Source organism: Bradyrhizobium diazoefficiens (assembly GCF_016616235.1).
Classification (GTDB): domain Bacteria; phylum Pseudomonadota; class Alphaproteobacteria; order Rhizobiales; family Xanthobacteraceae; genus Bradyrhizobium; species Bradyrhizobium diazoefficiens_H.
In genome coordinates this window covers 2,075,908-2,096,832 of the sequence record NZ_CP067100.1, presented here as the reverse complement: position 1 = coordinate 2,096,832, position 20,925 = coordinate 2,075,908, and the positions used below count along the sequence as shown (strand labels likewise).

The 20,925-nt window shown below is 64.1% G+C and carries 18 protein-coding genes; 12 read left to right on the top strand and 6 right to left on the bottom strand.

What is annotated here, in order from left to right; all coding sequences use genetic code 11:
* Positions 1–183: 183 nt before the first annotated feature.
* From JJB99_RS09900 to JJB99_RS09875, 6 genes are all read left to right on the top strand, one after another.
* Entirely contained in the window at positions 184–804 is a 621-nt protein-coding gene (locus tag JJB99_RS09900; protein ID WP_200498585.1) for a hypothetical protein, read from the top strand.
* A gap of 82 nt (positions 805–886) precedes the next feature.
* Positions 887–1,336: a DsrE family protein gene (locus JJB99_RS09895; protein ID WP_200498584.1), complete on the top strand. Its 450-nt coding sequence runs from the start codon at positions 887–889 to the stop codon at positions 1,334–1,336.
* Positions 1,337–1,556: 220 nt separating this feature from the next.
* Complete coding sequence (locus JJB99_RS09890; protein ID WP_200498583.1) at positions 1,557–1,880, top strand: ArsR/SmtB family transcription factor; 324 nt, start codon at positions 1,557–1,559, stop codon at positions 1,878–1,880.
* Positions 1,877–2,296 (top strand): SRPBCC family protein, encoded by a 420-nt coding sequence (locus JJB99_RS09885; protein WP_200498582.1) that lies wholly within the window; start codon positions 1,877–1,879, stop codon positions 2,294–2,296. The genes JJB99_RS09890 and JJB99_RS09885 overlap by 4 nt, the downstream gene beginning before the upstream one ends.
* Before the next feature lie 56 nt (positions 2,297–2,352).
* Positions 2,353–2,565: a hypothetical protein gene (locus JJB99_RS09880; protein ID WP_433995780.1), complete on the top strand. Its 213-nt coding sequence runs from the start codon at positions 2,353–2,355 to the stop codon at positions 2,563–2,565.
* On the top strand, positions 2,562–3,008 hold the full coding sequence (locus JJB99_RS09875; protein WP_200498580.1) for a DUF1801 domain-containing protein: 447 nt from the start codon (positions 2,562–2,564) through the stop codon (positions 3,006–3,008). Before JJB99_RS09880 ends, JJB99_RS09875 begins: the two co-directional genes overlap by 4 nt.
* 251 nt (positions 3,009–3,259) lie before the next feature.
* On the opposite strand, the gene JJB99_RS09870 is transcribed toward JJB99_RS09875, so the two are convergent.
* The 4 genes from JJB99_RS09870 to JJB99_RS09855 form a co-directional block, all read right to left on the bottom strand.
* Complete coding sequence (locus tag JJB99_RS09870; protein WP_200498579.1) at positions 3,260–4,798, bottom strand: SpoVR family protein; 1,539 nt, start codon at positions 4,796–4,798, stop codon at positions 3,260–3,262.
* A complete protein-coding gene (locus tag JJB99_RS09865; RefSeq protein WP_200500099.1) occupies positions 4,795–6,072 on the bottom strand; it encodes a YeaH/YhbH family protein in 1,278 nt (425 codons plus the stop codon). The genes JJB99_RS09870 and JJB99_RS09865 overlap by 4 nt, the downstream gene beginning before the upstream one ends.
* Before the next feature lie 19 nt (positions 6,073–6,091).
* Positions 6,092–8,035 carry a PrkA family serine protein kinase gene (locus JJB99_RS09860; protein WP_200498578.1) on the bottom strand — a complete coding sequence of 648 codons (1,944 nt, stop codon included), beginning with the start codon at positions 8,033–8,035 and terminating at the stop codon, positions 6,092–6,094.
* Positions 8,036–8,334: 299 nt separating this feature from the next.
* Positions 8,335–8,988: an STM3941 family protein gene (locus JJB99_RS09855; RefSeq protein WP_200498577.1), complete on the bottom strand. Its 654-nt coding sequence runs from the start codon at positions 8,986–8,988 to the stop codon at positions 8,335–8,337.
* 304 nt (positions 8,989–9,292) lie between these two features.
* On the opposite strand from JJB99_RS09855, the gene JJB99_RS09850 reads away from it, so the two are divergent.
* From JJB99_RS09850 to JJB99_RS09825, 6 genes are read left to right on the top strand one after another with little or no spacing between them, the layout of a single operon-like run.
* The gene (locus JJB99_RS09850; protein ID WP_200498576.1) at positions 9,293–12,142 is read left to right on the top strand and encodes a bifunctional transaldolase/phosoglucose isomerase; all 2,850 of its coding nucleotides are present in this window, start codon (positions 9,293–9,295) and stop codon (positions 12,140–12,142) included.
* A gap of 12 nt (positions 12,143–12,154) precedes the next feature.
* Entirely contained in the window at positions 12,155–13,153 is a 999-nt protein-coding gene (gnd, locus tag JJB99_RS09845) for a phosphogluconate dehydrogenase (NAD(+)-dependent, decarboxylating) (protein WP_200498575.1), read from the top strand.
* A 38-nt stretch (positions 13,154–13,191) separates the two neighbouring features.
* Entirely contained in the window at positions 13,192–14,703 is a 1,512-nt protein-coding gene (gene zwf, locus JJB99_RS09840; protein ID WP_200498574.1) for a glucose-6-phosphate dehydrogenase, read from the top strand.
* The gene (gene pgl / locus JJB99_RS09835; RefSeq protein WP_200500098.1) at positions 14,703–15,455 is read left to right on the top strand and encodes a 6-phosphogluconolactonase; all 753 of its coding nucleotides are present in this window, start codon (positions 14,703–14,705) and stop codon (positions 15,453–15,455) included. Before zwf ends, pgl begins: the two co-directional genes overlap by 1 nt.
* A 22-nt stretch (positions 15,456–15,477) precedes the next feature.
* Positions 15,478–15,978, top strand: a complete 501-nt coding sequence (locus tag JJB99_RS09830; protein WP_433995779.1) for a gluconokinase — start codon at positions 15,478–15,480, stop codon at positions 15,976–15,978.
* Between the two features lie 15 nt (positions 15,979–15,993).
* Positions 15,994–16,806 carry a Cof-type HAD-IIB family hydrolase gene (locus JJB99_RS09825; RefSeq protein ID WP_200498572.1) on the top strand — a complete coding sequence of 271 codons (813 nt, stop codon included), beginning with the start codon at positions 15,994–15,996 and terminating at the stop codon, positions 16,804–16,806.
* 240 nt (positions 16,807–17,046) lie between these two features.
* Here the strand turns inward: JJB99_RS09825 and JJB99_RS09820 are convergent, their stop codons facing one another.
* Both JJB99_RS09820 and malQ read right to left on the bottom strand, forming a co-directional pair.
* The gene (locus JJB99_RS09820; RefSeq protein ID WP_200498571.1) at positions 17,047–18,846 is read right to left on the bottom strand and encodes a glycoside hydrolase family 15 protein; all 1,800 of its coding nucleotides are present in this window, start codon (positions 18,844–18,846) and stop codon (positions 17,047–17,049) included.
* A gap of 29 nt (positions 18,847–18,875) precedes the next feature.
* Positions 18,876–20,837, bottom strand: coding sequence for a 4-alpha-glucanotransferase (gene malQ / locus JJB99_RS09815; protein WP_200498570.1), 1,962 nt, complete (start codon positions 20,835–20,837; stop codon positions 18,876–18,878).
* Positions 20,838–20,925: the final 88 nt, after the last annotated feature.

Genomic DNA, 20,925 nt, shown 5'->3' with positions numbered 1-20,925 from the left:
GCAACAACCAGGGGTCTGCCAATGCCCCTCCTTCTGGAGTGTTAATACTGGAACCTTGCGCGAGGCTGCCCACGGGATTGGGCGGTGAGAGCCTATGAACGCGCCGCACGCCGCCCGCGACTAACGGCCGAACCGCCTCTGCCTATCTGGCAGACGCCAACCGCTCTCTCGCCTGGTGCGATCATGAAGCTTGCCCTTGTCCTTCCGCTGGTCCTTGCGACCTTCATAGGCGCTGTCCAGGCCGGCCGGGCCGACGACGTCCGCGAGGTCACCAAGGCAGAGGCTGACACTTTCAACGCACGCATGTATGCGGGTACGCCCGGCGACAAGGCCTATGCCTGCTTTGTCCGCCGCTACGACGCCAATCACCTCGCGCGGCATCCGCAGCAGAGGGTCGCCGCGATGAAGCTGCTGATCTCCGCGGAGGTCGACAAGGAGGACAAGCAGCTTCACAACTCGTTCCGGCTCGGTTTCAGATACCGCCATCGCGCGGGCGATTTCGATTCCAGCGGCGACTGTCACCATGTGGTTTTCGTGAAGGACGGCAACGAGGTGCGCCTGGGCTGCGGCGTCGACTGCGAAGGCGGCGGCATCGGCGTTGCGCTCTCCAGGGACGACGAGTCCGCCATCGTGCGGCTGACGCGGGTCAGGGTCTGGCAGAACAACAAGCCGGACGACGATGCCGAGCAATCGCTGGTGGCAGGCGCCGACGACGGAATTTTTCGGCTCGACCGCACCGACAATGCCGAGTGCACCTCGCTGGTGACCGACCGCAAGGAACTCGCCGCGCTTCGTCACAAGTGATATCTGTCGGCGAATTCTGCGTATTTTGCGCATGATCTTTCCGGAAAACCGCTTTCCGGATCGTGCTTCGAGGGAGATCGCCATGAACCGCCGGAACATCCTGTGGAGTGCTGTGTCGGCTTTGGGCGCCGCTTTTGGCGCCTCCAGCGCGAAGGCCGCGGCCGAGATTCCATCGTCGAACAAGCTGAAAGTCGTCTATCACCTCAGCGACGCCGAGAAGGTCAATTTCGTGCTCGGCAACATCCAGAACCACATCGACGGCGTCGGCGGCCCCGAGCACGTCACGATCGCGCTGGTGATCCACGGGCCGGCGCTGAAGGCGTTTCACGCGGTGCAGGCCAACCCCGACGTCAGCAAGCGCGTCGGCGATTTCTCCAAGGACGGCGTCGAGCTCGCCGCCTGCGGCAACACCATGAAGGCGCAGAACGTCACGCTATCGGATTTGCTGCCGGGCTTCGTCAGCGCGGAGAAGGGCGGCGTGGTCCGCCTCGCGGAGTTGCAGTCGCAGGGGTATTTGTATCTGCGGCCGTAAGGCACTTCGGTAACTGCGAGGACAGAACCCTCACCCGACGCGCGGGACGATGCTTCGCATCGCCCGAACGCGTCGACCTCTCCCGCAAGCGCAAGCGGGAGAGGTGCAGCGGAGCCCGCGGCTGTTACCCCAATCCAACAGAGCCATCTCCCAGACACTTGACTTACTCATAACTCTCCGGTTATGAGTTTATGCATAACCCGTAGGTTATGGATTACGCATGTCCGCCACGCACGATCTGCTGTTCAGAACGCTCGCCGACCCCACCCGGCGGGCGATCTTCGAGCGGCTGTGCCGCGACGGCGAGCAGACCGTCGGGGCGCTGACGGCCCGATCGGGGGTTTCCCAACCGGCGGTCTCGAAACATCTCGGCGCGCTGAAGCAGGCGGGCCTGGTACGCGACCGCCATGAGGGACGGCAGACCCATTACACCGCGCAGCCCGGCGCGCTCAATCCGCTGATCGACTGGACCGGTCAGATGGCCGGCTTCTGGCAGAACCGGCTGGATGCGCTCGATGATTTGCTGAAGAGGATGGACCAATGACCGAAACACGTTCAGTCGTCGTCGAGCGCGAATTCGCCTTTCCGGCCGAGCGGCTGTGGCGCGCGCTGACGCAGCCGCATCTGATCGAGGAATGGCTGATGAAGAACGACTTCAAGCCGAGGGTCGGTCATCGCTTCAATTTGCGCGGCGAATGGGGCGGCGTGCTCGATTGCGAGGTGCTCACCATCGAGCCGGAGAAGACGCTCGCCTACACCTGGAATTTCTCGCACGAGGACGCGGCCTTCGACCTCAAGAGTATCGTGACCTTCACCCTCACGCCGACGGGCTCAGGCACTCACTTGCGCGTCGAGCAGGCCGGCTTCAGCCCGACGCAGAAGCAGGCCTATGGCGGTGCGCATGCCGGCTGGAAGCAGTTTTTCGCCAAACTGGACGAAGTGCTGGCGCGGGCTGACTAGCCCGGCCGTCCGACTTCATTAGATCATCTCAAGAGGAGGTTTCATTGACCGGGAATATGTGGGTCCGGCAGATCCATCGCTGGCTGTCGATAGCTTTTACGCTCGCCGTCATCGCCAACATCGTCGCGATGACGCAGCAAATGGAGGCGACATGGATCGGCTTCCTCGCGCTCGTTCCGCTCATCCCGCTGCTCGCGACAGGGCTCTATTTGTTCGCGCTGCCCTATCTCGGCCGGCGTGACGCCGCGCGACACGAGGCGAGATCATGAAGAAAGCCGTGGCGGCGAAGCAGAGCAGCACGAAGGACGCGAATGATGTTTCGCCCTCCAAGCTGATCGACGGCAGGATCAAGGAGCTCGGCGACTGGCGCGGCGAGATGCTGGGACGCGTCCGCGGCCTGATCAGGGAGGCCGATCCTGAGGTGGTCGAGGCATGGAAATGGCGCGGCGTGCCCGTGTGGGAGCACGACGGCATCATCTGCACCGGCGAGACCTACAAGGAGGTGGTGAAGCTGACCTTTGCCAAGGGCGCGGCGCTGGATGACCCGGCCGGCCTGTTCAATTCCAGCCTCGACGGCAATGTGCGGCGCGCGATCGATATTCGCGAGGGCGAAAAGATCAACGAGAAGGCGCTGAAAGCGCTGATCCGCGCGGCGGTGGAGCTGAATGCGTCGAAGGCTAAGAAAAAGCCAGCCAAGAAGCGGCCGGCGTAGTACGCCATGAGCTCACGTTGATTGCTCCAGCCGCGGTCTGGCTTTAACCCCTCCCGCTTGCGGGAGAGGTCGGCGCGTCCTGGGCGATGCGAAGCATCGTCCGCGCGCCGGGTGAGGGCTCTCTCCTCTGGGGGAGTCCCACTGCGGAGACACCCTCTCCCCAACCCTCCCCCGCCAGCGGGGGAGGGAGCGCATCTCCCTCGGAGCAGTCAAAGGTTGGTCTCATCGGGCGCTGCGACGCACCACCCGCCTCACGCCACCGCCGCCGGAATCGGGCGCGGGCTCACGACGTATTCGCGCAAGACCTTGTCGTTGGAATCGACCTCGATCAGCGCGACGTCATAAGTCCAGAGATCGGCAAGGTGCTGGAGCACGCGCTTGGCGTCGGTCTCATTGAGCTGCGAGCCCTTGATGACGTGGTGATGCAGGATCAGCCGGCGGTCGCCGGCAAGATCGACGTCGACCACTTCGATATTGGCGTCGATGTAGCCGACGTCGTGCTGCCGTGCCAGCTCGCGCCGCACGCGACGGAAGCCGCGATCGTCATGGATGGCATCGACACGGATGCCGGCGCGCTCCTCGGGATCGTCGTGCAGATGGAACATGCGGAAGTGCCGCATCAGCTTCGGGCTCAGAAATTGCCCGATGAAGCTCTCGTCGCGGTAGTTGGCCCAGACGTCGCGCAGCACGCCCATCACGTCATTCTTGCCGGCAATGTCGGGGAACCACTCGCGGTCCTCGTCTTCGGGCCTCGTGACGATGCGCTCGATGTCCTGCATCATGGCGAAGCCGAGCGCATAGGGGTTGAAGCCGGAGAAGCGCGGATCGTCGAATTCGGGCTGGAACACCACATTGGTGTGCGACCCCAGGAATTCGAGGAAGTTGCCGTCGCTGATGCGGCCCTGCTGGTGCAGCTGGGTCATGATGCGATAGTGGACGTAGGTCGCCGTCCCCTCGTTCATCACCTTGGTCTGGCTCTGCGGATAGAAATATTGCGCGATGTGGCGGACGATGCGGAGCAGCTCGCGCTGCCAGGGCGCCAGCCGCGGCGCGCTCTTCTCCAGGAAGTAGAGCAGGTTCTCCTGCGGCAGGCCGAGCAGCTTGCGGCGCCGTTCCAGCGAGATCGCGGACTTGGTCTTCGAGGCGCCCTTCGGCACGGTGCGCCAGAGATCGTTGAAGACTTCTTCCTCGTGCTGGCGGCGGCGCCCTGCCCGCTTCTCCTCGGCGCGCAAATCCAGCTTCTTCTTGCCGGGATAGCGGTCGATGCCGTGCGACATCAGCGCGTGGGCGGCGTCGAGCGTGCGCTCGACCTCTGTGCGGCCGTAGCGCTCCTCGCAGGTCGCGACGTAGTTCTTGGCGAAGTCGAGATAGTCGAGAATGCCGTCGGCGTCGGTCCACTGCTTGAACAGATAATTGTTCTTGAAGAAGTGGTTGTGGCCGAAGGCGGCGTGCGCGATCACCAGCGTCTGCATCGTCGCCGTGTTCTCCTCCATCAGGTAGGAGATGCAGGGCGAGGAGTTGATCACGATCTCGTAGGCGAGCCCCATCAGGCCCTTGCGGTAGGACGCCTCATGAAACGCAAAGTGCTTGCCGAACGACCAGTGCTTGTAGAACAGCGGCATGCCGACCGAGGAGTAGGCATCGAGCATCTGCTCGGCGGTGATGACCTCGATCTGGTTCGGATAGACGTCGAGGCCGAGATCCTTCAGCGCCACCTCCTCGCAGGCATCGGTGATGCGCTGCAAGGTGTGGAAATCCCAATCCGCGCCTTCGAACAAGCGATCCGTCATGGAGCGGCTTTCTCCTGGCTGGTTTCGCGGCGTTGGAACAGGTCGTGGAACACCGGGAAGATCTCGCTGCGCTCCGAGACCTTGCGCATCGAGAGCGGCGCGCCGCTGTTGCGCAGGCGATCATAGAGCGTCCAGAGCGAGGAGTCGGAGAGATCGAAGGCGCTGCCGCCGGATTCCCCGACCTCGAGATAGGCGAAGAACTGGCAGACCGGCAAAATCTTGTCGGTCAGCAACAGGCCGGTGAGCTCGCCGTCGGAATAGGAATTGTCACCGTCGGAAGCTTGGGCTGCGTAGATATTCCAGTCCGACGGATTGAAGCGCTCGCGCACGATCTCGTACATCGCCTGCAGCGCGCTGGAGACCAGCGTGCCGCCCGAGGCTGGGCCGTAGAAGAAGGTCTGCTCATCGACCTCCTCGGCGCGGTCGGTGTGGCGGATGAAGACGATCTCGACATGCTTGTAGCGGCGTTTCAGGAACACGTAGAGCAGCATGTAGAAGCGCTTGGCGAGATCCTTCATGTGCTCGGACATCGAGCCCGACACGTCCATCAGGCAGAACATCACGGCTTGCGCGACGGGGCGCGGCACCGTCTCGAAGCGGCGATAGCGGATGTCGAGCGGATCGATGAAGGGAATACGCTTGGATTTCGCCTTGAGCTTTTCGAGCTTGTCGACGAGCTCGGCGCGCAGATCCTCGTCGGTGCAGGCGGCGATCTCGGCCTCCAGCTCCTCGATCTCGCTCTTGCGCGGACGGCGCAGCGCGATACGGCGGGCGAGCGCGAGCTGCACCGTCCGGCTCACCGAGATGTTGGCGGGCGAGCCCGATGTAGTGTAGCCGGCGCGCTGGATGCCCTCGCTCTCGGTCTGCGCGATCTTGCGCTTGGCGAGATCCGGCAGCTCGAGGTCGTCGAGGAAGAGATCGACGAACTCGTCGCGGGAGAGCACGAAGCGGAAGGCGTCCTCGCTGTCGCCTTCGCCCGGACCGGAATCCTTGGCGCTGCCCTGGCCGGAGCGCTGGAGATAGTCGCCCTCGATGAACTTCTTGTTGCCGGGCAGCACCATGTCGCGCGTGCCGCCTTCGCGGCGGAAGCGCGGCTCGTGCATGCCATCGAGCGGGATCGTGACCTCACCACCCTCCAGAACGTCCTTGATGTCGCGTTCCTGCGAGGTCTTCTTGACGGCGCCCTGCACCAGGGACTTGGCCCGACGCAAGAACCGCTGCCGGTTCTCAAGACTCTTGCCGCCTGGATTCAGGCGCCTGTCAATAATGTGAATGGCCACTTTCCCATCCGCCTCAACCGGCCTGCTTCACGCGCATGTACCATTCGACGAGCCGGCGAACCTGACGCTCGGTGTAGCCGCGCTCCACCATGCGTGCGACGAACTCGCCGTGCTTCTTCTCCGTCTCGCCGTCCTTCTTCGACCCGAAGGAGATGACCGGAAGCAGGTCCTCGACCTGGGAGAATATCCGCTTTTCGATCACGTCGCGAATCTTCTCGTAGGAGGTCCAGGTCGGATTCTTGCCGCCGTTCTGGGCCCGGGAGCGTAACGAGAATTTGACCACCTCGTTCCGGAAGTCCTTGGGGTTGGCGATGCCCGCCGGCTTCTCGATTTTGGTCAGCTCCTGGTTCAAAAGCTCGCGATCGAGCAGCTGGCCGGTGTCGGGGTCCTTGAAATCCTGATCCTCGATCCAGGCGTCGGCGTAGTCGACGTAGCGGTCGAACAGGTTCTGGCCGTAGTCCGAGTAGGATTCGAGGTAAGCCTTCTGGATCTCGTTGCCGATGAACTCGGCGTAGCGCGGCGCCAGCTCCGCCTTGATGAATTCGAGATAGCGCTTCTCGACTTCCTCGGGCAGCTGCTCGCGGCGGATCGACTGCTCCAGCGCGTACATCAGATGCACGGCGTCGGCGGCGACCTCCTGCGGGTCGTGATTGAAGGTCGCGGCCAGGATCTTGAAGGCGAAGCGGGTGGAGACGCCGTCCATGCCTTCGTCGACGCCGGCGGCGTCGCGATATTCCTGGACGCTGCGCGCCTTCGGATCGGATTCCTTCAGGCTCTCGCCGTCATAGACCCGCATCTTGCCGAACAGCGTCGAATTCTCGTGCTTGCGCAGGCGCGACATCACCGAGAACCGCGCCAGCGTCTCCAGCGTCGAGGGCGCGCAAGGCGCGGCCGCGAGCTCGGAGCCCTGGATCAGCTTTTCGTAGATCTTCTGCTCCTCGGTGACGCGCAGGCAGTACGGCACCTTGATCACGCAGATGCGATCGATGAAGGCCTCGTTGTTCTTGTTGGCCTTGAAGCTCGCCCACTCCGCTTCGTTGGAGTGCGCGAGGATGATGCCGGTGAACGGGATCGCGCCGATGTTCTCGGTGCCGATATAGTTGCCTTCCTGCGTTGCGGTCAGCAACGGGTGCAGCATCTTGATCGGCGCCTTGAACATCTCGACGAATTCGAGGATGCCCTGGTTGGCGCGGTTGAGGCCGCCGGAATAGCTGTAGGCATCGGGATCGTTCTGGGCGTAGGTCTCGAGCTTGCGGATATCGACCTTGCCGACCAGCGAAGAGATGTCCTGGTTGTTCTCGTCGCCGGGCTCGGTCTTGGCGATCGCGATCTGGCGCAGCCGCGACGGCTGGATTTTTGCGACGCGAAACTGGGAAATATCGCCGCCGAAGGCCTCCAGCCGCTTGTAGCACCACGGGCTCATCAACCCGGTGAGACGCCGGCGCGGGATGCCGTATTTCTCTTCCAGCATCGGACCGAGCTGGTCGGGATCGAACAGGCTGAGCGGGCTCTCGAACACCGGCGAGAGTTCATCGCCGGCCTTGAGCACGTAGATCGGATGCACTTCCATCAGCGACTTCAGCCGCTCGGCGAGCGAGGACTTGCCGCCGCCGACCGGCCCGAGAAGATAGAGGATCTGCTTGCGCTCTTCGAGACCTTGCGCAGCGTGACGGAAGAAACCGACGATACGCTCGATGGTTTCTTCCATGCCGTAAAAGCCGGCAAAGGCCGGATAGGTGCGGATGGTGCGGTTCAAAAAAATACGGCCAAGGCGTGGGTCCTTGGCCGTATCGATCGTCTGAGGCTCACCGATGGCAGCTAGCAGTCGTTCGGCCGCGTTGGCATATTTCATGGGATCGCTTCGACACGATTCCAGATATTCCGCCATCGACATGTCGTGCTGGCTTCTCGCCTCGAACGACCGAGCGAAAGCGTTGAATAGAGAATCGTTGTACATGATCCCTCTCCGCGTGAGTTCCGCTATAAGCTGAAACGAAAGCAGTTACCGGACCGTTCCTCAGGCCGTTTCGAATCAGCGTGAGCACATGACGATCATTGGACACCCGGGTGCCGACGCGACGCAACGCACAAGGTAGGCACTCGCTGAATTACGAACAGGCACTTGCCTGCAATTTGTGCGAATCTGCATCCATCTTCGCTCATTTCCAAAAAATGTCACTCGCTCGCCACATCCGGGCATTACCGGGGACAAGTCCATCCGGCACTGCAACATAGAGCGATTTGCGAGCGGCAATCTTATGACGCTTGTACGGCGAAGCCTTGCGTGCCCCGTCCATCTTCCTGCTGCAATGCGGTGCGTGCCGCATGACAATCGCGGCAAGCGCGCAGAAGTGTCTCAAAATCGATCGCCAATCCGTCCGTGTCGATGACGATCCGGTGGTTTTGCGCGCAGCGCGCCAGGGCACGGATGGTGCAGAGCTGCCGCTGCAGGGCCGGCGTCGGCGTCAGCACGATTACCTTGTGCCCGCGGCATTTCTCAGCCGAAATCTCCGCAATGGAGTCCCACAGCAGGAATTCATTGCCGATGCGGAGATCGCGGATGCCGTAGGGGGTGACGATCACCACCGGTCCGCGCTCGGCCGGAAGCAGCCAGATCAACCGGCTGGTCACGAGGCCGAACAACGCCACGCCGGCATAGCCGATCGCCGTATCGTAGTCGCCGAGCCCGTCCCACCAGTCGAAGGCGAGGCTTGCGCTGAACAGGGTCATCGCAAAGCCCGCCGCGACCAGCAGCCGCAGCTGCGTCGTGCACTGACTGATTTCGAGATCGCGAGGCGCCTCGATGCTGACGGCAGGCGCGACCGATTGCGAGCGGCCGGCGGCCGCAAATGCAAGATCCTCAGCAAGGCCCTCAGTAGGTGCGTGCATGCTTTCCCCCAGCATGGCCATTCGCGACCGAGCCATGATGCACCAGACGGACCGGAATCCGCTGGTGGCACTCCGCAGCCGCGAGCCGACGAGACGAAGCGACTGACGTGACGCAACCAGACCCTTGGCCGATTCCTCCGGCCAGCGACTTTTTACGCAACGCTGCTACTTCCGCCTGGATCGTCATGATCGCGCCGGAGTTACCCTGAGACTATGACGCTCGTACCCTTGATTGGTTCCCTCCCGGGAGCATGTAGGCTAGAGGATAGCGCGTCAGGACCGGCGCGGAAACCCCTCGCCCGCAGGCTTGGAGATAATAAGCATCATGAATCCCGTCAAAGAACTGGAAAAGCACGGCCAAGCCGTCTGGCTGGACTTCCTGGCCCGTGGCTTCATCGCCAAGGGCGACCTGAAGCGGCTGATCGACGCCGACGGCGTCAAGGGCGTTACCTCCAATCCGTCGATCTTCGAGAAGGCGATCGGCAGCTCGGACGAATATGACGCCTCGATCGGCAAGGCGCTGAAGCGCGGCGACCGGGCCGTGGCTGACCTGTTCGAGGCGGTCGCAGTCGAGGACATCCAGAAGGCCGCCGACGTGCTCCGCCCGGTCTACGATCGCCTTAGAGGAGGCGACGGCTATGTCAGCCTGGAGGTCTCGCCCTATCTGGCGATGGACACCGCCGGCTCCGTCGCCGAGGCGCGGCGGCTGTGGAAGGAGGTCAATCGCAAGAACCTGATGGTGAAGGTGCCGGCAACGCCCGAGGGCCTGCCGGCAATCGAAACGCTGATTGGCGACGGCATCAGCATCAACATCACGCTGCTGTTCTCCAGGGCGGTCTACCTCGAGGTCGCCGAAGCCTATCTCGCGGGCCTGGAGAGATACGTTGCAGGCGGCGGCGACCCCTCGCATGTCGCGAGCGTGGCGAGCTTCTTCGTCAGCCGCATCGACACCATGGTCGACAAGCAGCTCGACGAGAAGATCGCCCGCGCCAACGACCCGTCCGAAAAGGAGCGGCTCGCCGCGCTCAAGGGTAAGGTCGCGATCGCCAACGCCAAGCTGGCCTACCAGGATTACAAGCGCCTGTTCACCGGCCCCCGCTGGGACAAGCTCGCCGCCAAGGGCGCCAAGCCGCAGCGCATGCTGTGGGCCTCCACCGGCACCAAGAACAAGGATTACAGCGACGTGCTCTATGTCGAGGAGCTGATCGGCCCCGACACCATCAACACCATGCCGCCGGCAACGCTGGATGCGTTCCGCGAACATGGCAAGCCGCGCGACAGCCTGGAAGAAAACCTCGACGACGCGCGCCGCGTGCTGGAAGAGCTGGAGCGCTCCGGCATCTCGCTCGACGCCGTCACCGAGGAGCTGGTCAAGGACGGCGTCAAGCAGTTTGCCGACGCCGCCGACAAGCTCTATGGCGCCGTCGCCCACAAGCGCGCCACCGTGCTCGGACCCGCGATCGACCGTCAGCAGCTTTCGCTCGGCGACGGGCTCGGCAAAGCCGTGGCCAAGAGCACCGAGGAGTGGCGCGCATCGGCCAAGATCCGCAGGCTGTGGCAGCGCGACAAATCGGTATGGACCGGCACCGATGAAGACAAATGGCTCGGCTGGCTTGACAGCGCGGCCAAGGCCGACGTCGCCGATTACGAGGACTACGCGAGCCGGGTGAAAGGCCAGAAATTCTCCGATGCCGTCGTGCTCGGCATGGGCGGATCGAGCCTTGGACCTGAGGTGCTCGCCGAGACGTTTGGCAAAAAGCCCGGCTTCCCGAAGCTGCACGTGCTGGATTCCACCGATCCGGCGCAGGTGCGGGCGATGGAGGCCAAGATCGACATCACCAATACCGTGTTCATCGTCTCCAGCAAATCAGGTGGCACCACCGAGCCGAACGCCATGAAGGATTATTTCCATGAGCGTGTCGCGCAGGCCCTCGGCCCGAAGGCCAAGACTGGCTTCCGCTTCATCGCGGTGACCGATCCCGGCTCGTCGCTGGAGAAGGCGGCCAAGACGCTGAACTACGCCCGCATCTTCCATGGCGAGCCGTCCATCGGCGGACGTTATTCGGTGCTCTCGCCGTTCGGCCTCGTGCCGGCGGCGACCGCAGGCATCGACGTCAAGACCTTCATCAAGCACGCGCTGGCGATGGCCCGCTCGTGCGGGCCGGACGTGCCGCCCAGCGAAAACCCGGGCGTGCAGCTCGGGCTCGCCATGGGCCTTGCCGGCCTCGAAGGCCGCGACAAGGTGACGATCCTGTCGTCGAAGAAGATCGCCGATTTCGGCGCCTGGGCCGAGCAGCTGATCGCGGAGTCGACCGGCAAGGAGGGCAAGGGACTGATCCCGATCGATGGCGAGCCGCTGGGCGAGCCTTCGCTTTACGGCAACGATCGCTTCTTCATCGACATCCGCACCGAAGGCGAGTCGGACGCCGCACACGAGTCCCGTCTTGCCGCGATCGAAGCGGCCGGCCATCCCGTGGTGCGCATCGTCATGAAGTCGATCGAGCATCTTGGCCAGGAATTCTTCCGCTTCGAGATGGCGACAGCCGTGGCGGGCAGCATCCTCGGCATCAACCCGTTCGACCAGCCGGACGTGGAAGCGGCCAAGATCAAGACCCGCGAACTGACGGCATCGTTCGAGAAGACCGGCGCCTTGCCGGCCGAGGAGCCGGTGGTCAGCACGGATGAAGCCGACCTCTACACCGACGAGGCCAACGCCACGGCGCTGCGCGCCGCCGGCGCCAATGGCGACCTCACCTCCTGGCTGAAGGCGCATCTGTCGCGCTCGGGCGATGGCGATTATGTCGCCCTGCTCGGCTACATCCCGCGCGACAAGGCGACCATCGACGCGCTCCAGGCCATGCGGCTCGAGGTGCGCGAGAAGCGCCATGTCGCGACCTGCGCCGAGTTCGGCCCGCGCTTCCTGCATTCCACGGGACAGGCCTACAAAGGCGGGCCCGACAGCGGCGTGTTCCTCCAGATCACCGCCGACGATGCCAAGGACTTGCCGGTGCCCGGACAGAAGGCCAGCTTCGGCGTGATCAAGGCGGCGCAGGCGCGCGGCGATTTCGACGTGCTCACCGAGCGCGGACGCCGCGCGCTGCGGGTGCACCTGAAGGGCGGGCTCAAGAAAGGTCTCGCGGCGCTCAATACGGCGCTCAATGATGCGCTGAATTAAAGGATCTTTGACATGCAACTCGGCATGATCGGCCTCGGCCGGATGGGCGGCAACATCGTTCGCCGCCTGATGCGCCACGGCCATACGACCGTGGTCTATGACAAGGACGCCAAGGCCGTCGCCGGCCTTGCCGCCGACGGCGCAACCGGCTCGGCAACGCTGGAAGAGTTCATCTCGAAGCTCGCGCGGCCGCGCACCGCCTGGGTGATGCTGCCGGCCGGGCACATCACCGAGACCACCATCGACACAATTGCCGGCGTGATGCAAGACGGCGACGTCATCATCGACGGCGGCAACACCTTCTGGCAGGACGACGTCCGCCGCGGCAAGGCGCTGAAGGCGCGCGGCATCCACTATGTCGACGTCGGCACCTCAGGCGGCGTTTGGGGCCTCGACCGCGGCTATTGCATGATGATCGGCGGCGAGAAGGCTGTGGTGGACCGGCTCGATCCGATCTTCGCCGCGCTCGCCCCCGGTGCCGGCGACATTCCGCGCACGGAAGGACGCGAAGGTCGCGATCCCCGCATCGAGCAGGGCTACATCCATGCCGGCCCCGTCGGTGCCGGCCATTTCGTGAAGATGATCCACAACGGCATCGAATACGGCCTCATGCAGGCCTATGCCGAAGGGTTCGACATCCTCAAGAACGCCAACATCGACGCACTGCCGGCGGATCACCGCTACGATTTCGATCTGGCCGACATCGCCGAAGTCTGGCGGCGCGGCAGCGTGATCCCGTCCTGGCTGCTCGACCTCACCTCCACCGCGCTCGCGGACAGCCCGCAACTCTCGGAATATTCCGGCTTCGTCGAAGATTCCGGCGAAGGCCGCTGGACCGTGAATGCCGCGATCGACGAGGCGGTGCCGGCCGAAGTGTTGACCGCGGCGCTCTACACACGTTTCCGTTCCCGCAAGGAACACACCTTTGCCGAGAAAATTCTCTCCGCAATGCGTGCGGGTTTCGGCGGCCACAAGGAGCCGAAGCAGCCGGGCGCTGCGAAGCCAAAATAAGCTTAGGTAACAAGTAACAAAGCGAAGGCCGACAGTTCGTGACAAAAGACCCGCAAGCCAAGCGCAAGCCGGAAAATTGCGCCTTCGTCATCTTCGGTGTCACCGGCGACCTCACCCATCGGTTGGTGATTCCCTCGCTCTACAATCTGGCCGCCGAGCACCTGTTGCCCGAAAAGTTCTGCGTCGTCGGCGTGGCCCGCAATGCCCAGTCGGATGACGAGCTGCGCGACAGCCTGATGAAGGGCCTGCGTCAGTTCGCGACGCGCCCAGTGGACGACGAGATCGCCCGGAAGCTGCTGCAATGCCTGACTTTCGTCGAGGCTGACGCAAAGGACCCGCCGTCTTTCGATCGCCTGCACGAGCATCTGGATTCGCTGGAATGCGCGGAAGGCACCGGCGGCAACCGCCTGTTCTATCTCGCGACCCCGCCGGTGGCGTTCGCGCCGACCGCGCGCGAGCTCGGTCGCACCGGCATGATGAAGGAGAACGGCGCCTGGCGGCGGCTGGTGATCGAAAAGCCGTTCGGCACCGACCTCGCATCGGCGCGCGCGCTGAACGGCGAGTTGCTGAAGATCATGGACGAGCACCAGATCTACCGGATCGATCATTATCTCGGCAAGGAGACGGTGCAGAACATCCTGGTGCTGCGCTTTGCCAACGGCATGTTCGAGCCGATCTGGAATCGCAACCATATCGACCACGTCCAGATCACCGTCGAGGAGAAGCTCGGCGTCGGCCATCGCGGCGGCTTCTACGATGCCACCGGCGCGCTGCGCGACATGGTGCCGAACCATCTGTTCCAGCTGATGTCGCTGGTCGCGATGGAGCCCCCCGCCCGCTTCGATGCGCATTCCGTGCGCTCCGAGAAGGCCGAGGTGCTCACCGCGATCCAGCAGCCGAGCGAAGAGGAAGCGCTGAGGAGCTCGGTGCGTGCGCAATATCTTGCAGGGCGCGTCGGCGACGAGGAGATTCCGGACTATCGCAAGACCGAGGACGTCAAGCCGGGCAGTACCACCGAGACCTTTGTCGCGCTGAAGCTGATGATCGACAATTGGCGCTGGGCCGGCGTGCCGTTCTATTTGCGCACCGGCAAGGCGCTCGGCCACAAGCGCACGGAAGTGGCGATCAAGTTCAAGCAGGCGCCGCTGTCGATGTTCTCAGGCACGGCAGTCGACCGCCTCTCGCAGAACTTTCTCACCATCGGCATCGCGCCGACCGAGACTATCGAGCTTCAGTTCAACGCCAAGATTCCCGGGCCAAGCATCACCATCGACGGCGTTGAGATGAAATTCCGCTACGGCGACTATTTCCGCGCCGATCCCTCGACCGGCTACGAGACGCTGATCTACGACTGCATGATCGGCGACAACATCCTGTTCCAGCGCGCCGACGGCATCGAGGCGGGATGGCAGGCGGTGCAGCCGTTCCTCGACGCCTGGAAAAATGCCGGCACCAACGGCATCGAGACCTATCGGGCCGGCAGCGACGGACCGGCCTGCGCCGACGAACTGCTCCGCCGCGACGGGCGTAGCTGGCGGAAATATACGTGATGGTCGCGGCCGGCGGCCCGCCAAAGCTGATCGTCGCGGCCGACGCCGAGGCCCTGGCGCAAGCCGCGGCCGAGCGGGTGATGGCGCGGATCGCGGCCAACCCGGGCCGCATCGCGATCTGCCTCACCGGCGGCTCCAGCCCGAAGAAGCTCTACCAGCGGCTTGGCAGCGACCGATGGCGCGGCAGGATTCCGTGGGATCGCGTGCACTGGTTCATCGGCGACGAGCGTTTTGTCCCGGAAAACGATCCGCTCAACAACATGGCGATCGCGCGCGCGACCTTTCTCGATCGCAACGCGCCCTCGGGCCATGTGCATCCGATTCCGACCACGGCCGAAAATCCCGATGCGAGCGCTGCGGCCTATGCGCGCGAGCTGCAGGCCTTCTACGGCTCGGATCAGCTCGATCCGGCCCGTCCGCTGTTCGATCTCGTGCTGATGGGCGCGGGTCCTGATGGACACACCGCCTCGCTGTTTCCCGGCTATCCCCAAATCGAGGAGACCGCGCGCTGGGTCGTCGGCGTGCCCAAGGCCAATGTCGCGCCGTTCGTGCCGCGGGTGTCGCTCACTTTACCCGCTTTGGCCTCCTGTCGCGAAATGCTGTTCGAGATTGCCGGGCATGACAAGCAGCCGATCTTGACGCGCCTCCTCAATGGCGAGACCCTGCCGGCGTTGCGCGCGCGCTCGAATGGTGAGACCGTCTGGTTGGTCGACCGGGCCGCGCTACCGGAGGGGATTCGTGGGCCGCGTTGAAGCACCTTGTGCGTTGATCGTGATGGGCGTGTCGGGTTCGGGCAAGAGCACGGTTGCGGCCGCGCTCGGCGAGCGGCTCGGCTGGCGCTTCGAAGACGGCGACAGCTTCCATCCTGCCAGCAACGTCGAGAAGATGCGCGCCGGCCATCCCCTTACCGACGAGGACCGCTGGCCCTGGCTCAACGCCATCGCCGACGAGATCGCGCGGGTCTGCGGGCACGGCGAGCACGTCATCATCGCCTGCTCGGCGCTGAAGCACAGCTATCGCGACGTGCTGCTGCGCGGACGCGACGACGTCCGCTTCATCTTCCTGAGGGGCACCAGGGAACTGATCGCCGCCCGCCTCGCACAGCGCAAGGGCCACTTCATGCCGCCGGAATTGCTGACGAGCCAGTTCAACACGCTGGAGCCGCCGGGAGCCGGCGAGCATGTCATCACCGTCTCGATCGACGAAACCGTCGAGGCGATCGTCGATGGCATCGTGCGGCAGCTGAAACTGGGCGGCGCAACGCTGAGACCATAACCCCAAGGTCCTGCCATGACGAAAATCTCTCTCGTGGTCTCCGATGTCGACGGCACGCTGCTGACCAAGGACAAGACGCTGACGGAGCGCGCGAGGAGCGCGGTGCAGCGGCTGCACCAGGCCGGCATCGGCTTCACCATCACTTCCAGCCGCCCCGCCATCGGCATGCGTTTCCTGATCGAGCCGCTGGCGCTGTGGCTGCCGGTCGGCCCGTTCAACGGCTCCTCGATCATCGATCCCGAGATGAGGCCCGTCGAGCAGCACCTGATCCCGGCGAGCGCGGCCGAACGGACCCTGACAATCCTCCGCGAGTTCGGCGCCGATATCTGGATCTTCACCGCCGACAAATGGCTGATCGACAAGCCCAGCGGCAGCTACGTCGCGCACGAGCAGCATACGATCCGCTCAGAACCAACTGTTGTGGGAGACTTTTTGCCGTATCTCGCCAGCGCCTGCAAAATCGTCGGCGCGAGCGCCGATGCCGCTGGCCTCGCCGCTTGCGAAAAGGCGATGCAGGAGGCACTCGGCAACCAGGCGACCGCGGTGCGCTCGCAGACCTATTATCTCGACATCACACCGCCCGGCTTCAACAAGGGCACCTTCGTGCAGGCGATGGCCAAGCGCCTCGGCATTTCGACCGACGCGGTCGCCACCATCGGCGACATGCAGAACGATCTCGCGATGTTCCGCGTCAGCGGCACCTCGATCGCCATGGGCAACGCCGCCGACAACGTTAAGGACGAGGCCACCCACGTCACCGCGAGCAACGAGCAGGACGGCTTTGCCGAGGCGATGGAGATGATCCTGAAGCGGAATGGGGCTGGCTAGAGGCAAATGGCTGTGAGTCGGTCGATCGAGCCGCGAGCTTCTTAACCTCTCCCGCTTGCGGGAGAGGTCGGCGCGTCCCGGGCGATGCGAAGCATCGTCCCGCGCACCGGGTGAGGGCTTTGTCCTCTTGGGGAGTCTTCGTCGTTGAAGCACCCTCTCCCCAACCCTCCCCCGCAAGCGGGGGAGGGAGCGCACCTTCGTCGCGGAAACAATCAGGCGTAACACTCTTGCACGCCAAACTTACTTCGACCGCTGCACCGCCGGTTTCTGGCTGCTCTGCCTTGCCGCCGAAAGATTATGCGCGGTGTTGACCAGCGCGATGTGGGTCAGCGCCTGCGGGAAATTGCCGGTCTGGCGGCGCGCAACGGAATCATATTCCTCGGCGAGCAGCCCGACGTCATTGGCGATGCCGACCACGCGATCGAACAGGACTTGCGCCTTGTCGAGATCGCCCGACAGCACATAGGCATCGGCCAGCCACAGGCTGCACGCCAGGAACGCGCCTTCGAGCGGCGGTTGGCCCGCAGGCAGCTCGCGCGGATCGTGCCGCAGCACGAAGCCGTCGCGCATCAGGTGCTTTTCGACCGCGGCGATGGTGCCGCGGATGCGCGGATCCGACGGCGGCAGGAAGCCGACCGCCGGCAATAGCAGCAAGCTGGCATCGAGCATCGTCGAGCCGTAGGACTCGACATAGGCGTTCATCCCGGCGTCGAAGCCGTTGTTGCAGACGTCGCGATGAATGGCTTCGCGCAAGGTCTGCCAATGCAGCAGCGGTGCCTTGAAGCCGAAGGTCTCGGCGCTCTTGATGCCGCGGTCGAAGGCGACCCAGGTCATCACCTTGGAGAAGACGTAGTGCTTCGGCTGCCCGCGCCGCTCCCAGATGCCGTGATCGGGATGGTCCCAGACCTCGGCGAGATGGTTGAGCACGTTGCATTCCAGCGCCCAGCTTTCCTCGTCGAGCTTGAGCTTGGCCATGCGCGACTGGTGGAAGGCATCGATCAACTCGCCAAAAACATCGAGCTGAAGCTGCGCATGCGCGGCATTGCCGACGCGCACCGGCTGCGCGCCCTCATAGCCGGCGAGCCAGCCCGCCTCCCATTCGAGCAGCCGCCGCTGACCCCAGATGCCGTACATGATCTGCATGTTCGCCGGCGAGCCGGCAGCGGCGCGCAACAGCCAATTGTGCCAGGCCGAGGCTTCCTCGGTATAGCCCGAGTTCATCAGCGCCAGCAGGGTGAAGGTGGCGTCGCGCAGCCAGCAGAAGCGGTAGTCCCAGTTCCTGGCTCCGCCGAGCTTCTCCGGCAGCGAGGTGGTGGGCGCGGCGACGATGCCGCCGGTCGGACCGAAGGTCAGCGCTTTGAGCGTGATCAGCGAGCGCAGGATGAGGTCGTGATAGGGGCCGTCACGGGTGCAATGGCTGCACCAATCGTTCCAGAACTCTTCCGTCTCCTGAAGCGCGCGCTCGGGATCGATCGGTCCGGGCGGCTCGAGATGCGAAGGGCCGTAGGTCAACACGAATGGCACGGTCTCGCCTTCCTTCACCTCGAAATCGGACACCGTGGTGAGATCCTCGCCGCGGATCTCGGCCGGCGTGCGCAGCACCGTCATATCTTGACCGCAGATCGCGAGCAGGGAATGATCGATCCGCCGCACCCAGGGAATGTCGACGCCGAAGCCGAAGCGGATGACGAGCTCCATCCGCATCTTCACCGTGCCGGTGAGGCCGCGCACCAGCCGCACGATGTCGGAGGCCTTGCCGCGCGGCGGCATGAAGTCGATCAGCAGGGCCGTGCCGGTCTTCGTCTCGAAGCGCGTTTCGAGGATGAGGGTGTCGCCGAGATAGCGACGCGACGTTGCGGTCACATCTTCGGCAGGCGCGATCAGCCAGCGGCCGTTTTTGTGATTGCCGAGGATCGCGGCGAAGCAGGCATCGGAATCGAAGGCCGGCCAGCACAGCCAGTCGATCGAGCCGTTGCGCCCGATCAGCGCAGCGGTCTCGCAGTCGCCGATCAGCGCATAGTCCTCGATCCTCTGAGACAATGTCGTTCGAGCCTGGATACTCCGGCCGGTTAACGCCCACCACTCAATGAACGTTCCCGCGTCGCGGCCTTCAAGGCCTCAAGATCGATCTTCGAAGCGATCCGGTCGAGCGCGACCGGCAGGCGCTGGCGCCAGTTCGGATGCTCGTCGATCGTGCCGGGAATGTTGGGCTGGTCGATGACGCCGAGCAGATCCTCCAGCGACACCGCGAGCAGCCGCGAGGGCGTGCGCGACAGGAAAGCGAGCACCGAATAGAGGTCGTTGGCGGCGATGCCGTTCTGCCGCAGGATCTCGTCGAGCCTGCCGAGCGCGTCCCAGCGCGCCTGGTCGTTCTCGCCGGGATCGAGCCCGAGCGAGCGCTTCATCTTGAGGTCGCTGAAGGAGCGCCAGCCGGCATAGGTCGAGAGGTCGTGGGTGTTCAGCGTGACCAGCGCGTTGGGCCGGTAGTGATCGGTGGCGCGGAAATGGCCGGCATCGTCGCGTTCGAACATCATGACGAGATAGGACCAGATACCAAAATCCTGCATGGTCTCGCGAAAACCTTCCGGCACGGTGCCAAGGTCCTCGCCGATGACGATGCATTTGTGGGTGGCGCTCTCGCTCGCCACCGCCGCCAGCAGCGCCTCGAACGGCATCTGCACGTAGGCGCCATTGTCGGGCTTGAAACCGCGCGGCACCAGATAGAGCCGCTTCAGGCCGAGGACGTGATCGAGCCGGATCGCGCCGGCGTGGCGCATCGATGCGGCGAGCATGTCGGCAAACGGCACGAAGGATTGGGCTTCGAGCCCACCGGCATTGAAGCCGGCAAGGCCCCAGTCCTGGCCGACGGTGTTGAGCACGTCGGGCGGCGCGCCGACGGCGAGATGGCGCGAGATCGCCATCTGCTCATTCCAGGCGTCGAAGCCGTTGGACTGCACGCCGACGGCGACGTCGAGATAAAGCCCGACCCGCATGCCGAGCTGGCTTGCGAGCTCCCTGGCGGCGCGCAACTGGCTGTCCGCCGTCCATTGCACGAATTCGACGAACTCGACCTCGCGCTTGTCGGGACCGTCGCGCAAGCCCGCGCATTTCGCCTCATCCGGCTGCTGCCATTCCGCCGGCCATTCCCACCACGGTCGGGCGAAGCGATGGCGCAGCACCTCGAAACAGGCAAAGCGCGACAACAGCGGCGCGCGGTCGGCGCGGAAGGCATCGAACTCCTGGCGGCGCGCCCCGCTCGCACTTGTCACGAAGCTGTTGAAGGCGGCACGCAAGCCCAGCCACTTCAAGGCCGCCACGTCCGTATAGGGCACGCGATCGCCTTCGCGGAGCCGCGCGGCCGTCGCAGCCGCATCGGGCACGAGATCGGCGGAAAATTCCGGGATCGCCTCGACGTCGATATAGAGCGGATTGAGAAACAGCCGGCTGTTTGGCGAATAGGGGCTGCAATCGGCCGGATGGTCGTCGAACAGGACGTGGAGCGGATTGAGGCCGACACCGTCGGCGCCGAGCTGCCTGGCCAGCCGGAGGAGTCCGGCCAAATCGGTGAAATCGCCGATGCCCCAATTGCGGTCCGAGCGGACGCTGTAGAGCTGCACGGCCAGCAGCCAGCCGCGGTCGAAATCGCCGCCGAAGGCGCGCTCCGGCGCCACGATCATCGGCACCTCTTCGCTCACACCTTCGGCATCGGTGAGCGTCAGCCGGTGATAGCCGAGCGGCAGGCCCGCGGGCCAGGCGATCACGGGCTCGCGCGTCTCGCCTTGCGCGATGATCTTGTCCTTGCCCGTGACTTTCCATGTGAGCGGCACTGCGCCTGTCATGGCCAGTTCGGTGCGCGGATTGCCCAGGGCCCGGACCACGACCGGCCCACTGACGAAGCGGTAAACCCGCTTCTCCGGCAGGGCTTCGAGAATGGATTTGAGGGCCACGGGATCGGTGACCCGCAGCTTTCCGAGGGCGTCGATGAATTCAGATTGAACGCCCTTGATCCGGGCTTGAGCTAAAAGATCCATTCGGCACGCAGCTTGCAGGCCATGATTTGGCCGGTGGCATCGACTTTAATGAGATCGCGGAAGAGGTTAGTCAGAATTAACTCGCAAA

Excerpts from the sequence above, each read along its gene's own strand:
- JJB99_RS09890 (WP_200498583.1), top strand. The coding sequence starts at position 1,557 with ATGTCCGCCACGCACGATCTGCTGTTCAGAACGCTCGCCGACCCCACC.
- JJB99_RS09895 (WP_200498584.1), top strand. The coding sequence starts at position 887 with ATGAACCGCCGGAACATCCTGTGGAGTGCTGTGTCGGCTTTGGGCGCC.
- JJB99_RS09885 (WP_200498582.1), top strand. The coding sequence starts at position 1,877 with ATGACCGAAACACGTTCAGTCGTCGTCGAGCGCGAATTCGCCTTTCCG.
- JJB99_RS09850 (WP_200498576.1), top strand. The coding sequence starts at position 9,293 with ATGAATCCCGTCAAAGAACTGGAAAAGCACGGCCAAGCCGTCTGGCTG.
- JJB99_RS09870 (WP_200498579.1), bottom strand. The coding sequence starts at position 4,798 with ATGACGGATCGCTTGTTCGAAGGCGCGGATTGGGATTTCCACACCTTG.
- JJB99_RS09880 (WP_433995780.1), top strand. The coding sequence starts at position 2,353 with ATGTGGGTCCGGCAGATCCATCGCTGGCTGTCGATAGCTTTTACGCTC.
- gnd (WP_200498575.1), top strand. The coding sequence starts at position 12,155 with ATGCAACTCGGCATGATCGGCCTCGGCCGGATGGGCGGCAACATCGTT.
- JJB99_RS09900 (WP_200498585.1), top strand. The coding sequence starts at position 184 with ATGAAGCTTGCCCTTGTCCTTCCGCTGGTCCTTGCGACCTTCATAGGC.
- JJB99_RS09855 (WP_200498577.1), bottom strand. The coding sequence starts at position 8,988 with ATGGCCATGCTGGGGGAAAGCATGCACGCACCTACTGAGGGCCTTGCT.
- pgl (WP_200500098.1), top strand. The coding sequence starts at position 14,703 with ATGGTCGCGGCCGGCGGCCCGCCAAAGCTGATCGTCGCGGCCGACGCC.
- malQ (WP_200498570.1), bottom strand. The coding sequence starts at position 20,837 with ATGGATCTTTTAGCTCAAGCCCGGATCAAGGGCGTTCAATCTGAATTC.
- JJB99_RS09860 (WP_200498578.1), bottom strand. The coding sequence starts at position 8,035 with ATGTACAACGATTCTCTATTCAACGCTTTCGCTCGGTCGTTCGAGGCG.
- JJB99_RS09825 (WP_200498572.1), top strand. The coding sequence starts at position 15,994 with ATGACGAAAATCTCTCTCGTGGTCTCCGATGTCGACGGCACGCTGCTG.
- JJB99_RS09875 (WP_200498580.1), top strand. The coding sequence starts at position 2,562 with ATGAAGAAAGCCGTGGCGGCGAAGCAGAGCAGCACGAAGGACGCGAAT.
- JJB99_RS09830 (WP_433995779.1), top strand. The coding sequence starts at position 15,478 with ATGGGCGTGTCGGGTTCGGGCAAGAGCACGGTTGCGGCCGCGCTCGGC.